The 14,364-nt window shown below is 33.4% G+C and carries 12 protein-coding genes; 9 read left to right on the top strand and 3 right to left on the bottom strand.

Annotation, left to right across the window (positions count from 1 at the left end; genetic code table 11):
* Positions 1 to 353: 353 nt before the first annotated feature.
* The 3 genes from M1D73_RS28155 to M1D73_RS28165 form a co-directional block, all read right to left on the bottom strand.
* A complete protein-coding gene (locus tag M1D73_RS28155) occupies positions 354 to 1,349 on the bottom strand; it encodes a DUF4046 domain-containing protein (RefSeq protein ID WP_086401850.1) in 996 nt (331 codons plus the stop codon).
* A 261-nt stretch (positions 1,350 to 1,610) separates the two neighbouring features.
* Positions 1,611 to 3,614, bottom strand: coding sequence for a fibronectin type III domain-containing protein (locus M1D73_RS28160; protein WP_086401851.1), 2,004 nt, complete (start codon positions 3,612 to 3,614; stop codon positions 1,611 to 1,613).
* A 943-nt stretch (positions 3,615 to 4,557) separates the two neighbouring features.
* Complete coding sequence (locus M1D73_RS28165; protein WP_166572516.1) at positions 4,558 to 5,688, bottom strand: glycerol dehydrogenase; 1,131 nt, start codon at positions 5,686 to 5,688, stop codon at positions 4,558 to 4,560.
* 513 nt (positions 5,689 to 6,201) lie between these two features.
* Here M1D73_RS28165 and M1D73_RS28170 point away from each other — a divergent pair.
* The 9 genes from M1D73_RS28170 (at position 6,202) to M1D73_RS28210 (ending at position 14,221) form a co-directional block, all read left to right on the top strand.
* Positions 6,202 to 6,585 carry a sigma 54-interacting transcriptional regulator gene (locus M1D73_RS28170; protein WP_086401853.1) on the top strand — a complete coding sequence of 128 codons (384 nt, stop codon included), beginning with the start codon at positions 6,202 to 6,204 and terminating at the stop codon, positions 6,583 to 6,585.
* Between the two features lie 93 nt (positions 6,586 to 6,678).
* A complete protein-coding gene (dhaK, locus tag M1D73_RS28175) occupies positions 6,679 to 7,677 on the top strand; it encodes a dihydroxyacetone kinase subunit DhaK (protein WP_086401854.1) in 999 nt (332 codons plus the stop codon).
* Positions 7,678 to 7,687: 10 nt separating this feature from the next.
* Positions 7,688 to 8,341, top strand: a complete 654-nt coding sequence (gene dhaL / locus M1D73_RS28180) for a dihydroxyacetone kinase subunit DhaL (RefSeq protein ID WP_086401855.1) — start codon at positions 7,688 to 7,690, stop codon at positions 8,339 to 8,341.
* Positions 8,342 to 8,712: 371 nt separating this feature from the next.
* A complete protein-coding gene (locus tag M1D73_RS28185) occupies positions 8,713 to 8,964 on the top strand; it encodes an HPr family phosphocarrier protein (protein ID WP_086401856.1) in 252 nt (83 codons plus the stop codon).
* A 17-nt stretch (positions 8,965 to 8,981) separates the two neighbouring features.
* Complete coding sequence (locus tag M1D73_RS28190; protein WP_243341271.1) at positions 8,982 to 9,686, top strand: MIP/aquaporin family protein; 705 nt, start codon at positions 8,982 to 8,984, stop codon at positions 9,684 to 9,686.
* Between the two features lie 1,201 nt (positions 9,687 to 10,887).
* Positions 10,888 to 11,874, top strand: coding sequence for a mannose/fructose/sorbose PTS transporter subunit IIA (locus M1D73_RS28195; protein WP_086401859.1), 987 nt, complete (start codon positions 10,888 to 10,890; stop codon positions 11,872 to 11,874).
* Between the two features lie 35 nt (positions 11,875 to 11,909).
* Entirely contained in the window at positions 11,910 to 12,710 is an 801-nt protein-coding gene (locus M1D73_RS28200; RefSeq protein ID WP_000103758.1) for a PTS mannose/fructose/sorbose transporter subunit IIC, read from the top strand.
* Between the two features lie 21 nt (positions 12,711 to 12,731).
* Positions 12,732 to 13,643, top strand: a complete 912-nt coding sequence (locus M1D73_RS28205; protein ID WP_086401860.1) for a PTS system mannose/fructose/sorbose family transporter subunit IID — start codon at positions 12,732 to 12,734, stop codon at positions 13,641 to 13,643.
* Between the two features lie 200 nt (positions 13,644 to 13,843).
* Positions 13,844 to 14,221, top strand: a complete 378-nt coding sequence (locus tag M1D73_RS28210; protein WP_086401861.1) for a DUF956 family protein — start codon at positions 13,844 to 13,846, stop codon at positions 14,219 to 14,221.
* Positions 14,222 to 14,364: the final 143 nt, after the last annotated feature.

Consider the following 14,364-nt stretch of genomic DNA (forward strand, 5'->3'; position numbering starts at 1 on the left):
GCTTGTTTTCATCTATAAAACTTTGTTTTTTAAAATATTTCTAGTGAACCTTTCAAGAATGAAAGGAATTGAAAAGTAGAGATAAGATAATTGATGTGTAAAATAAAAGAGAAGAAATAAGATAACTATCGCTAATAGCCTAATCACTTTAAAAATAAATAGAATTTTTTTTGCTTGCATAAATATCCTCCTCTAAAACCTTAAATTCATTTTTAAACCAGTAGCATTTTTTACTGTTTTTCTATTGTTATTAATCGTGCCAATTAGTTATTAGATATTTCTCCCATCAAGAAAATATAGTTTGCTGTTTATCAAGTTAAGCTTTCATTTTAATTAAGTTATGTCTAATAATATTAAGCTTTATTTATATATCCTCTGAATGAACTTTTTATATATTTATTTGGATATAAATCATTAATCATTGCATATGGGCTTCCATTCCAGTATCTTACTACAGGTGTCCATAGTCTATGACTTTTAAGCCACTGCATTGTGTATTGCTGTAATAATTGATTATCTGTCAGCTTTTCTTTTTCTTCAATTGTCCACCGTAATGCATCTAGCGCTTTTTCTCTCGTCCAAAAACCACTTGGTGTCATCTTAAATTCCCATTCTTTAAATTGATTTGGATATAAATCATTAATCATTGCATATGGACTATCATTCCAATATAATTGACAGGCTCCACGCAATCCTGATTGGGCTAACCATTTATTTTCATATATATTCTTCAATTGATCCAGATTTAATTTTTCTTTTTCTTCAATTGTCCATTTTAGTGCTTGTAATGTTTTTTCTTTCGTCCAAAACTTATTAGGAGCCTTATTAAATTCCCATTCTTTAAATCGATTTGGATATAAATCATTAATCATCGCATACGGGCTTCCATTCCAAATCACCCTTAGAGGTGCACTTAGTCGATGTTCAATTAACCATTTTTGCCCATAAATTTGTAAGAGTTTTTGTGGTGGTAATTTCTCCTTTTCTTCAATTAACCATTTTAATAATTGTAGGGCCTTTTCTTTCGTCCAAAAATTTAATGGTGTCATTCTAAATTCCCATTCTTTAAATTGATTCGGATATAAATCATTAATCATCGCATATGGACTATTATTATATTTGTGCTTCAATACACCACGTAATCGATACTTTGCAATCAATTTGTTATTCCAATTCTGTTTTATCTCTTCTTGATTCCAATTCAAAATTTTTGTTACTAAATACTTTGTTACTCTTCTGGCCAATTGATTATTTCCATCTAATTTCCAAGTATTTGGTGGAAATCTATTTCTTTTTCCATCTAATATCTCCTGATAGATGTCCTCTATAGTGTTAGTGTTCGTCTGCATCTTACAACCTTCTTTAATTGTATATATAGTTAAATAGATTTTAATGTTAGGACTTTCGTCCGAACTATTAAAAATGTAAACTCTGTCTTAACTTAGAAAATATGATGCTTAATCAAATCATAGTAATGTAAAATAAGAATTACCTATAGAAAATATATAGTCTAGGGCAAATGAAAGAATAGATTTGTAAAATATAATTTTCAATTCATAAAAGACATCAATCTGAAAAGAAAGATGTCTTTTATTTAATAGTATTACGGTTTATTTAATTACTTTCCATAAAGCTAATGAGAAAATCCAATTTGGATCACCGTATCCTTGATAACTTTGAACTGCTTCATAAATTTTACCTTGATGTTCTACTCTATCTCCTTTTTTATATGCAGCATACGAATCCCATGCCTTATACTCAGAAGAGGGGGTATCTTTTGTTGTGATTTTGATTTCATTACTCGCAACTGAAACTTTTCCTTGAGTATCTATAGCTTTTACCATATATCTATATTCTGTACTAGCCAGTAAATTTTCATCTGTATAGTAAGTTGAAGGACTTGTAGCTATTTTCGTACCGTTACGATAAATCTCATATTCTTTTATACCAACATTACTTATGGATTTTTCCCATATTAAATGAACACTGTTTGTAGTAGTTTCTGATGCTTGTAATCCTGTTGGAGCTGTTGGAGCTATTTGTTCTGGATTCTCTTCCTTTGTTGTAACTGAAATTTCATTGCTACTTTTTGACTTATTTCCTGCTGCATCTGTAGCTTTAATTGTATAATTATATTTTGTATTGGCTTGTAATCCCGCATCTTCATAACGTGTTGTTTTTGTTGTTCCTACTTTTTTTCCATCACGATAAACTTCATATTCTTTCACACCAATATTATCTGTGGAAGCCTCCCACTGTAGCTCAACAGTTGTTGTTGTTTTACTAACAGAGCGTAGGTTAGAAGGAGCTGTTGGAGCGATTACGTCAATTTCAGTACTACTATTAAAAGCAGAAAATAGTTTAGAAAAGGCACCGTCGTCTACATCGGGTAATCCAGAAGCATCTCCAGTTGCCTGACCGATTTGCCAACTTTCAGTAGCTTTTTTATCACGATACACTGACCACATACTAATTTCCCCAATCCCTTTTTCTTTGGCAAATTGGAACAATTCTTTTGCATTATTTAATGTGAAAGTTTCATTTTGAGTATCGTTTTTTCCTATCATAGGTGTAACAGCAATCATTTTCCAAATGTCAGAATCTTTAATAGTACCTTTATATAAATTAGTTAATTGTCCATGCAAGCTATTAATAGCATCTATCGCAGCTTGTCCCATTTGTTGGTTTTGTTGTCCGTAATCCATAGTCATAATATTAACTGAATTTAAATCTACATCATGTTTTATAGCGCTTTGAATCACATTTAGTCCATCATTAGTTAGGCCATATGGCATTACTGGTAAGGTATAACCAATTTTTACATCTTTACCTTCAGCTTTTAATTCCTTTTGTAATAACGCAATTGCTTTTGATCTTCTTTCGATAGATTCTGGGTGAGCAACTAAGACGCCTTCAATATCAAAATCCATGTGTGTTAAATGTAATGTGTTAATTACACTTTTATAAGCATCTTTTAATTTATTCACATCTGTAATAGCTGCGGCAAGATCTGCACCTAATCCAGGTATATTACCAGCATTTGCTCCACCAAAAGATACTTTAACATCGCCACCTATTTTTCTAATTTGTTTAATTTGATCATCTAAGTTACCATCTCCAATAGGGGTATGACTTCCTCCCCATACTGGATTTCCATTTTTATCAGCCACTATAAACGAAAGCGTGAAGAAACTAGTATTTGTTTCTTGGGCATATTTTAATAGATTTTGAGGATTCATGCCGTTATCTACATATGGTGCAAAGACATGAGTTGGCCAAGTTATTCCTTCACCAAATAAATCATTTGGATCACTATTGTCAGGTATATATTCTGAACCAGTATATAATTCCCAACCGCTAAATTGTTGGGTAGGTAATGTGCCTGCATTTACCCAATATACAGAATGATAAATCTTACCTTCATATGTAACGTAAGATTCACCTGGATAATCTTTATTTTTATTCCAAAATGGCGCTACTTGTTGTTGAGCATTCACTATATTTTCTTGAGCGTAGGCAAACGTATGGTTAATGGCTTGGGATGTAGGAATAATCATAGTTAATGCAACAGCTGTTTTTGCTAGAGTACAAAATGGATGTTTTTTTCTAATCATAATAATATCTCCTCACTTCTAATTTATAATAAAAAAAAAGAAATTATATTAGGCATTATTAAAATTCTTTTAATATATATTATGAAGAATTATTGCCGTAACTTCCGATACTGATATTTTTATACGTGATGATTACCCTCATTTAGTAGGATAACAACTTACAAAAAATGAAACAAATTAGAGGGAAATATAATAATATTCATTCAAAAACAATATATTTCTTCTCATAAACTACAGGAAATCTAATTAAAATGTATATATATATACCATTTTTGTAAGGTGGGGATGAATAGTGAGCTAGAAGTAATATAAATGTACACAAAAGTGTCGATTCTAGTAATCTAGTTTGGCTGAAAAATTTTTATCTTGAGTACAAGAATAACTACTTTTATTACTAAATCTAAATGATTTGTTGTATTTTTTAGTAATAAAATGAGATTATTTTTTTAGGTTTTCTAAAATTTTCTTACTTTAGTTGAGTAGGTAAACTGGAAACAGCATAAATTAAGTCCATTAATTCTCCTACATTTTTTATGAATTATATCTTTTTAGTCTTCTCATAAAAACTATAGGATGTTTGAAAAATTGACACATAGATTTTTTGTTTTTATATGTTAAGATTAGTGTTGCTAACCTATTGTTTATAATAAAACAGCTTATTTTATTCTCAAAAGTATAGGACTAGAAAAAAACCTCATAAAAAAGAGGTTTTTTTTATTTCTATATTTATCTTTGGTGTGAAAATTCAGTTGCAAAATTATTTTTGACATAATGCTAGGATTCATTTAAATATTTCGTGCTCTTATATGTTGGATGAAGTCTTCAGATTATTTCATGATATACAATTTTAATGCTTATTTAGTTTTTAATATATAGTATTGTAATTTTGCTAAATTCTTAAAAGGACACATACAAAATTAAATAATGTGTAATATACACTTAATTAATTTTTGGGATTGTAATTTTGAACTGATTTTTTTAATTTATACTCAGTAGCATAAGCATCAGCAGCAATAATTGCATCAAAAACCATTTCTGGTGAAATTTCAAATGGCATATTATGTATAGTTTCACCATCTTGACAGGCAGCCTCAGCCACTTTCATCAATTCTTCTTTACTTGCATCACCTAGGTTCAGATCTTCAAGTGTAGTAGGTAAGCCAAGCTTGATACAGAAATCAATGTAGTTATATAGTTCTTCAGTTGTCCAAGATTCCAATGCCATTTGTACTAATGTGCCAAATGCAACCTTTTCTCCATGCATCAAATCATGAGTCTTATCATGTAAAACAGTAAAACCATTATGGATGGCATGAGCTGCAGCTAACCCCACACTTTCAAATCCAAGGCCACTAAGCAAGGTGTTTGCCTCTATTACGGCTTCAACTGCTGGAGTAACAGTTTTTTGTTTAACTGCTAAAATAGCAGCTTCTCCATATTGAAATAAGGTATCCCAACAGAGTTCTGCAATCTTAGCAGCTGCTAGGGTAGAGAGTCCTCCAGCCATAGCGGGTTTTCGTGATTCTAAATTTGCTTTAGCTTCAATCCATGTAGCCATTCCGTCTCCAATCCCAGCAGCTAAAAATCTGGATGGAGCTTGTGCAATGACTTGGGAATCTACTAAAATAATATCCGGATTTTTTAAATAAAATTTGTATTTCTCAAATACTCCATCATCAGAGTAAATAACAGAAAGAGAACTGGTTGGTGCATCTGTTGAGGCAATAGTGGGAACGCTTACAACTTTGGCCGAAAGCATTTCTCCTACCGCTTTTGCTGTGTCTACTGATTTACCACCACCAATACCAATGATTACATCAGCACCAAATTCTTTTCCTATTTTCTCAATTCTTGTAATTTCATTTTCAGAACTTTCACCATTAAAACCGACTTTTTCAAAGCTTAGATTTTGTTTATGAAAGCTTTCCATAACTTTTTCACCAACAAGATGCCAAACACATTCATCTGCAATAACTAATAAATTGGTTCCTAGAGGTTTTACATACTCTCCAATTTTTTCAATTACATTTCTTCCCTGAATATATTTTTGCGGGCTAATTAGGATACGTTCCATGATAATCACTCCTTGATTTTTTTGTAAGTAAGCTGAAAATCTAGCCTTGAATCTAATGTTATCAAAATTCTGAGTACAGAATTATGAATATTTTATGTATATTTTTCGTCTGTTATATGACGGATTAAAAGATAGTGTTATGATTATCAAAAATAAAATACTATTTCTTAAGAAAGATAAAATGGGAAAAATAGTATTTAAAACCTATATTATCAGGTTTTGTATAAAAAATCTTATTATATTATAGTTAGAGTTTTAATAATGAAAATAAAAATACATAAAATTCACTGGTTGAATTTTATGTATTTTTATGCATTTATTATTATAGAATAGGTTCTTATGATACAAAGGATTGAAATTAATATTCATACTACAAATGGTCCGCATGCCCGAGCCGTAGCTACATTTATAGCAAAATTGAGCGGAATACTTTTTACGATGAATCTATTTATGAAACACAATCATTATTAGACCAATTGACTCTTGAAAAGAATAACGTATTTAGAAAGTGAATTGTCGAAATATAAAAAACTAAACAACTCTTTTCCAGACATTATTAGTTATAGTGCCACTTTAATGAAGACGCTCTTTGTTGCGAATAAAGTGACAGAATTAGATTCTACGATTCTTATTACTGGAGAAAGTGAAACAGGAGAAGAATGTATAGCTAAAGTTATCCATAAAGCTGGTTTCAGAAAAGATAAGTCGTTTATTCTAGTAAATTGTGCGGCTATCTCCCCTAATTTAATTGAAAGTGAGCTATTTGAGCATGAAAAAGGAGTATTCACTGGAACATTTCACATGAGGAAAGGGAAATTTGAGCAAGCAAACATTGGAACAATCTTTTTAGATGAAATTGGAGGCTTAAAGCTAAATGTCCAAGTGAAATCATTATAGTTTTTTATAATAAAAGGGAATTGTAGGAGGGAATAAAACTAGAAAATTAATTGTTAGGGTACTAGCGGCGACTAATGGAAAGGAATAGATGCCATGAAAAAAATTATTAATAATCCAGAAAAAGTAGTTAGGGATATGATTGACGGAATGTTGTTTGCACATTCTGATAAACTACAAAATATGGCTGAAACAAATATAATTATTCGAGCTAATAGTCCATTTCAAGGAAAAGTGGCAATTGTCAGCGGAGGCGGGAGTGGCCATGAACCAGCGCATATAGGATTTGTTGGTAAAGGGATGCTTGATGCTGCTGTAATGGGCGAAATTTTTACTTCTCCTACACCAGACCAGATTTTGAAAGCGATTCAAAAGGTTCATACTGGAAGTGGGGTTTTGTTAATTGTAAAAAACTACTCAGGAGACATAATGAATTTTGAAATGGCTGCTGAAATGGCTGAAGCACAGGGAATCCCGATTGCTACAGTCATTGTTAATGATGATATTGCTATTAATAATAGTTCACACACTATGAGAAGAAGAGGAATTTCTGGAACAATATTTGTACATAAAATAGCTGGAGCAATGGCTGAGAAAGGTGCATCGCTTAAAGAAGTTGAAGATGTTGCAAATAAAGTAATTGCTAATATACGTAGTATGGGAATGGCATTAACAACGTGTACTATACCTGGATCTGATACAGTCGGTTATAAAATTGGTGAAAATGAAGTAGAGGTTGGTATAGGCATTCACGGTGAACCTGGAACACATCGTATTAGTATGATAGCAGCCAATGAAATGGCTGAACTCCTTTTAGAGCATATTTTAAGTGATATGCAATTGAAAATTGGTGACAAAGTTGCAGTAATGGTAAACGGCTTAGGTGGAACGCCGTTAATGGAATTATATATTTTAAATAAAATGATTAACACAATATTAAACAAAATTGGTATCGATATCTGTAAAACATATGTTGGGGAATACATGACAGCGATTGATATGGCCGGCTTTTCTATTACTTTATTAAAACTAGATGAACAATTAACTGCTTTGCTTAATGATCCAGCAAATACGACTAACTGGCGTGTACAATAGGAGGGCCAACATGTATATTACACCAAGACATATCATCAATTGGATGCAACTCACTGCAAAACAACTTGAGTATCAAAAAAAAAATCTAACGCAACTTGATCAATTTATAGGTGATGGAGATCATGGTATTAATATGAATAGAGGGTTTAAAGAGGTTGAAAAAAAGATATCATATACAGCTTATGATGATATTGGAAATGTATTTCATGATATTGGAATGATACTTATTTCAAAGGTTGGCGGTGCATCAGGGCCTTTATATGGAACAGCATTTTTAAGGGCTGGTAGTGTCTTGAAAGGGAAAAATAAAATTACAATCAATGAATTGGGGATTGCTTTTCAAGAATCTGTAGATGGCATCTGTCTAAGAGGAAAAACTCAGATAGGAGATAAAACAATGCTTGATGTTTGGGATCCTGTTTTGAAGTATATCCAAAGAAATGGAGAAAAAATAAAACCTATTGGTCTTATCATTTTTGCAAGAGAACAAATGGAAAAAACTAAGCCATTATTAGCTAAAAAAGGACGTGCTTCTTTTCTAGGAGAAAGGTCTATTGGTCATTTAGATCCAGGAGCAGTCTCATCTTTTATTATCTTTGAAACTCTATGTTTATCTCTTATAGGTGAAAAAGAAATTGTTAATGAACTTAGGGAGCAATTATGATGAGTAATGCAGGAATAGCTTTAGTTTCTAATGGTTATCTACTAGTTAAGAGATTTAAAAGCTTTACTCGTCCAATTAAGTTCCAGTGTTTTAATAGTTTCTGTAGGAGGAGTAGATAACGATGAAGGAGGTTGAAGCGTTAGATAAATTCAAGAGGCTATTTATAACGAATGAGTTGTAATTGTATTCCTAAATTTGGGAGGCGCTCTAATTAAGAGTGATTAAATCAAAATAGCAGATTCACCATGAATAGAGGGGCCTACGTAGCAGTTGTTGAATTAGGGATTGGCAAAATATTAGAAGAAATATATAAGATTTAAGGCTGTACTTGAAGCGAAAACCATTATAAAAATATAAAAGGAGCTAATCTTATGAGAATCGAAAGAAAATTAATTGTAACTCGTAAGGATGGAATTCATGCAAAATCAGCAAGTGAAATTGTAGATGGCTTAAGGGATTATGATTGTTCGGTTCAGTTTATATTTAAAGGTAAAAGAGTTAATGCAAAAAGTACTCTTCAATTAATCGATTTAGCAGTAAAAAGAGGAACAGAAATTCATGTACTTCTTGATGGGGAAGATGCTGATGATGCCCTTGTGTTTATACAATGGTTTTTGAAATAACAAAGGGGGTCATAAATATGTCTCCATTTATGGGGGAATTAATTGGAACCTTGGTTCTTATTTTATTAGGGAACGGCGTTGTAGCAGGTACTTTGCTGAAAAAATCCAAAGCACAAAATTCCGGATGGGTTGCAATTACTCTTGGCTGGGGATTAGCAGTTTCATTCGCTATATATATAGTAGATAACATAAGTGGTGCACAGTTGAATCCTGCAGTTACAATTGCTTTTGCTTGTATAGGGGTATTTCCTTGGAGTGAAGTTCCTTCCTATATTGGTGCACAGTTGATTGGGGCTTTTTTAGGTTCAATATTTGTCTGGCTCCAGTATTTCCCGCATTGGAAAGAAACTAAAAATCAAGAAATTATATTATCGGTGTTTTCTACAAGCCCTGCAATAAAAAGTTGGCCTTCCAATTTGTTAAGTGAAATTATTGGCACTGCGGTATTTGTATTTTCAATTTTAGCTATAAGTCATAATAAAGTTACAGATGGACTACTTCCAATAATAATAGGAGCGCTAATAGTATCTATAGGTTTATCTCTTGGTGGAACAACTGGATTTGCTTTAAATCCAGCTCGAGATTTTGGCCCAAGACTAGCACATCAAATCTTACCAATATGTAATAAAGGCTCTTCGAATTGGGGATACGCATGGATTCCCATAATTGGTAGTACCATAGGAGGAATCATAGGAGCTATATGTTTTCAATTGATTTATTAAGCAATTAATATATTAAACTTCAATTAGAAATTAATTAGTTAACCCCGTTTACTATCGATCATATAATGCAAAGGGGTATTTAAGTAAAAAATGTATGCTAAAAAAATCACTATATATTTCTTATAATGTGGAATTTTTTTATTCATAAAATGTTCAATTTATATCCATTGTGAAAAAGTTCACAATGGATATAATGAATATATAACGGTTGTAGAGGATGATATTGGTTTTATTTTTTTGAGAACTGATAAACGAGCTGCTTTTATCTTGTTATATTCATGTGTTTTTTTACAAATAATATTATTATTTGATACATACTCTCTTTAAAGTTGAGCAAATATCCAATCTAACCAAGATCAAAAACACCAATGCCAAATATTCTTTTGCGACGAATCGACTCTTTTATCAAATTTCTGTCTCCAACTATAAACTGTTTTCTAGATAGCTATCTTTAGCCAACTTCTGACTCGTAAGAAGGGGTTATTGTTTTTTTGTTTGCTATTTTATATGCAGGCGATATAAATCATCTTATCAGATAGAACGGCAATGTTTTTAGTAAATGGAATCGATTTCATTATACGAATAACAGTGCTTTTCTTTAGTTGGGAAAAGGAGCAATGTGTATACTCTGTCATTCTATTGAACTTTTGGTAAGTAACATATGCGTAATAAAAACTTACATGGTATTTTTATCATTCGAAAGAACTTTAAATTGTTTTCTGTCATGTTCGTTTGCATTGATAATCATGTTTTTCGAGATAAACGCTTTCCTTATCAATGAGGCAATTCGCAAATGGAGTTTTACTCCTATTTTGGTTTGACGCAATTCAGTCTATTTATAGTTGTTTAGGTTTAGAGTAAGTGTATTTGAAACAATGATTTTCAACGGTATGTTTTTTTATATTTTGAAAGCGTTTTCTTATAGTGGGTTATTTTATAAGATTATGAACCTTTTACTTAAGAAATTATGTGTTTTAAGTAATGATTTGAAAAATGATGAATTGGAGATTCACAAACTGATTTTTAGTAGTAAAGAAAATTTTATAAAAGAAGTGAGATTTAAATAGCCTAGGAGGTGGTTTTCTCAAAGATAGAAAAAGTTAGTTTTTAATAGTTAAAGATTGATGAAATGAAGAAGAAAAGTTGTGTTGGTTGCGTCAATTCAGAAAAAATTAGGATGAAATATTTAGGAGGTAGAGAGATGGTAGGAATTATCCTAGCAAGCCATGGTCAATTTGCTGAAGGCATTTTACAATCTGGCGCAATGATTTTTGGAGATCAAGAGAACGTTAAGGCAGTTACCTTAATGCCAAACGAAGGGCCAGACGATTTGAGAGCAAAAATGGAAGCAGCAATTGCATCTTTTGATAATCAAGATGAGGTATTATTTTTAGTCGATCTATGGGGCGGTACTCCATTCAATCAAGCTAATGGCTTGTATGAAGGGCACAAAGACAATTGGGCAATCGTTGCTGGTTTGAACTTACCTATGGTGATTGAAGCTTATGCATCCCGTTTATCAATTACGTCTGCTCAAGAAATCGCAGCACATATCGTTAAAACAGCGAAGGAAGGGGTCAGAATTAAACCTGAAGAGCTGGAACCCAAAGAAAATACTGATATTGCAGTTGCTAAAGATGGAAAAGCAAAAGGCAGACTAGCTCCCGGTACAGTAGTTGGTGATGGGAAAATCAAGTTCGTTTTAATCCGTGTGGATTCTCGTTTATTGCATGGTCAGGTAGCGACTGCATGGACAAAGTCTACACAACCAAATCGTATTATCGTAGTTTCGGATGCAGTGTCTAAAGACGATCTTCGTAAAAAATTAATCGAACAGGCGGCACCACCAGGGGTTAAGGCCAATGTTATTCCAATCAGCAAAATGATTGAAGTTGAAAAAGATCCCCGTTTTGGTAATACCAATGCACTGGTATTATTTGAAAACCCACTAGATGTCCTGAGAGTTATAGAGGGTGGTGTGGATATTAAAGAAGTTAACGTTGGTTCTATGGCTCATTCAACTGGAAAGGTTGTTGTTAATAAGGTTCTTTCTATGGGAAGAGAAGATGTTGAGGCTTTCGAGAAAATGAAAGCAAAAGGCATTCATTTTGATGTACGTAAAGTACCTAATGATTCTCGTGCAAACATGGAAGATATTCTAAAAAAAGCGAAGGTTGAATTATCGTAGTTACATAGCAAATTTAAATGAAATGGGGGATCATAATGTCTACTATAGAAATAATTTTAGTGATACTAATTGCATTTCTAGCCGGTATGGAAGGAATATTAGATGAATTTCAATTCCATCAACCACTAGTGGCATGTACACTAATCGGTTTAGTAACAGGTAACCTGGAGGCTGGTATAGTTCTTGGCGGTACACTTCAAATGATTGCACTTGGATGGGCAAATATTGGAGCAGCCGTAGCGCCAGATGCTGCATTGGCATCAGTTGCATCAGCAATCATTTTAGTATTAGGTGGACAAGGTGTTAGTGGTGTTGCATCAGCAATCGCAGTAGCAGTACCACTTGCAGTAGCAGGACTTTTCTTAACAATGATTGTTCGTACACTTGCTGTTCCTATTGTACACATGATGGATACGGCAGCTGAAGAAGGAAATATAAAAAAAATTGAAGTGTTGCACATCGCTGCGGTGTGTTTACAAGGTATCCGAATTGCGATTCCTGCCGGAGCACTTTTATTTATCCCTGCACAAAGCGTTCAAGGATTTTTGGAATCAATGCCTGCATGGTTAACTGATGGGATGGCTATTGGTGGCGGAATGGTTGTTGCTGTTGGTTATGCATTAGTTATTAATATGATGGCAACAAAAGAAGTATGGCCATTCTTCATTATCGGTTTCGTAATAGCTGCGATCTCTCAATTAACACTTATTGCTCTTGGTGCATTGGGTGTGGCTTTAGCTCTTATTTATTTGAGTCTTTCTAAAATGGGTGGTTCTTCAAATGGTGGTGGAGGTAACTCTGGTGACCCGCTTGACGATATCTTAAACGATTATTAATTCAGGAGGAGGAGAAGACAAATGGCAGAAAAAATACAATTAACAAAAAGAGATCGTTTAGCCGTTGCATGGCGATCTACATTTATTCAGGGCTCTTGGAACTATGAACGTATGCAAAATGGTGGTTGGGCCTTCTCGATGATTCCAGCGATTAAAAAGTTATATAAATCAAAAGAAGATCGAAAAGCAGCATTAAAACGTCACTTGGAATTCTTCAATACACATCCTTATATTGCTTCACCAATTCTAGGAGTTACATTAGCACTTGAAGAAGAACGTGCTAATGGTGCAGAAGTTGATGATGTGGCAATTCAGGGGGTTAAAGTTGGGATGATGGGTCCTTTAGCCGGTGTTGGTGATCCGGTATTTTGGTTTACTTTACGTCCGATGTTAGGTGCTTTAGGAGCATCATTAGCAATGGGGGGGAATATCCTTGGGCCAATCCTTTTCTTCTTAGCTTGGAATCTGGTTCGTTGGGGATTTATGTGGTATACACAAGAATTTGGTTATAAAGCTGGTTCTAAAATCACTGATGATCTTTCAGGTGGATTATTACAAGATATTACAAAAGGTGCATCTATCCTTGGTATGTTTGTACTTGCAGCCTTGGTGGAACGGTGGGTATCAATTAAATTCAAGCCAGTTGTATCTGAAGTTCAGTTAGATAAAGGTGCGTATGTTGAGTGGGCCAAACTTCCTGGAAATGGTGAAGGGATTCGTCAATCTTTTGAACAAGTAAACTCAGGAATGGCACTGTCACCTACGAAAGTAACTACCTTGCAAGATAACTTAGATCAATTGATTCCTGGTCTAGCTGCATTACTTCTGACATTCTTCTGCATGTGGTTGTTGAAGAAAAAAGTCAGCCCAATTGTTATTATTCTTTCATTATTCGTAGTTGGGGTAGTTGGTCACGTAATCGGACTTTTATAATTTAAGCTCCTCACGTTTTCAATTCTTAAGATATATTATTTAGGAATTGTTGAGATTGAGGTGTAGATTAGTAGCCTGTGAATTGATAATAGTTCGTATAAAAAAGTGGCTGGGGATTATCGTTTCAGCCACTTTTTGTATTGATCTAATTGTTTGAAGTTACGAATTATAAATAGGATAAATGAAATGGAGCGGATATGATGGTTCAATCAATTAATACAAGTGTAGATTTAGTAATAGATGCTACCGCTTTTACGGGACTTACGGACTATGGGAAAATTATGATTGGTGATAAAGGGTTTGAATTTTATAATTCTCGTGATACGAGTAAATTTATTCAGATTCCGTGGGAGGAGGTAGATTACGTTATAGCTTCTGTAATGTTTAAGGGGAAATGGATTCCACGTTATGCTATTGAAACCAAGAGAAATGGAATCTTCACCTTTTCTTCTAAGGAACCTAAGAAAGTTCTCCGGGCCATACGAGAATATGTAGATCCAGGTCATATGGCACAATCTCTAAGTTTCTATGATGTTATTAAACGTGGTCTTAAATCGCTAGGTAAAAAGAAATATTGAACTACTCACCACTTAACGTCCTTACGGACTTTTTGAAGTGGGAGATTCCTGCGAACACCGGTGTATCCACCAGCTATCTTAGCAGGCTCTACCCGTAGTCCCTACGGTGAGAACATAAGTATTTTGTACGTTAACGCACCACA

The sequence above is a fragment of the Bacillus sp. PK3-067 genome, from assembly GCF_056738645.1.

Bases quoted from the DNA above. Each gene is read 5' to 3' on its own strand.
- M1D73_RS28165 (WP_166572516.1), bottom strand. From the start codon at position 5,688: ATGGAACGTATCCTAATTAGCCCGCAAAAATATATTCAGGGAAGAAAT.
- M1D73_RS28205 (WP_086401860.1), top strand. From the start codon at position 12,732: ATGGCAGAAAAAATACAATTAACAAAAAGAGATCGTTTAGCCGTTGCA.
- dhaL (WP_086401855.1), top strand. From the start codon at position 7,688: ATGTATATTACACCAAGACATATCATCAATTGGATGCAACTCACTGCA.
- M1D73_RS28190 (WP_243341271.1), top strand. From the start codon at position 8,982: ATGTCTCCATTTATGGGGGAATTAATTGGAACCTTGGTTCTTATTTTA.
- M1D73_RS28155 (WP_086401850.1), bottom strand. From the start codon at position 1,349: ATGCAGACGAACACTAACACTATAGAGGACATCTATCAGGAGATATTA.
- M1D73_RS28210 (WP_086401861.1), top strand. From the start codon at position 13,844: ATGGTTCAATCAATTAATACAAGTGTAGATTTAGTAATAGATGCTACC.
- M1D73_RS28195 (WP_086401859.1), top strand. From the start codon at position 10,888: ATGGTAGGAATTATCCTAGCAAGCCATGGTCAATTTGCTGAAGGCATT.
- M1D73_RS28185 (WP_086401856.1), top strand. From the start codon at position 8,713: ATGAGAATCGAAAGAAAATTAATTGTAACTCGTAAGGATGGAATTCAT.
- M1D73_RS28200 (WP_000103758.1), top strand. From the start codon at position 11,910: ATGTCTACTATAGAAATAATTTTAGTGATACTAATTGCATTTCTAGCC.
- M1D73_RS28160 (WP_086401851.1), bottom strand. From the start codon at position 3,614: ATGATTAGAAAAAAACATCCATTTTGTACTCTAGCAAAAACAGCTGTT.
- dhaK (WP_086401854.1), top strand. From the start codon at position 6,679: ATGAAAAAAATTATTAATAATCCAGAAAAAGTAGTTAGGGATATGATT.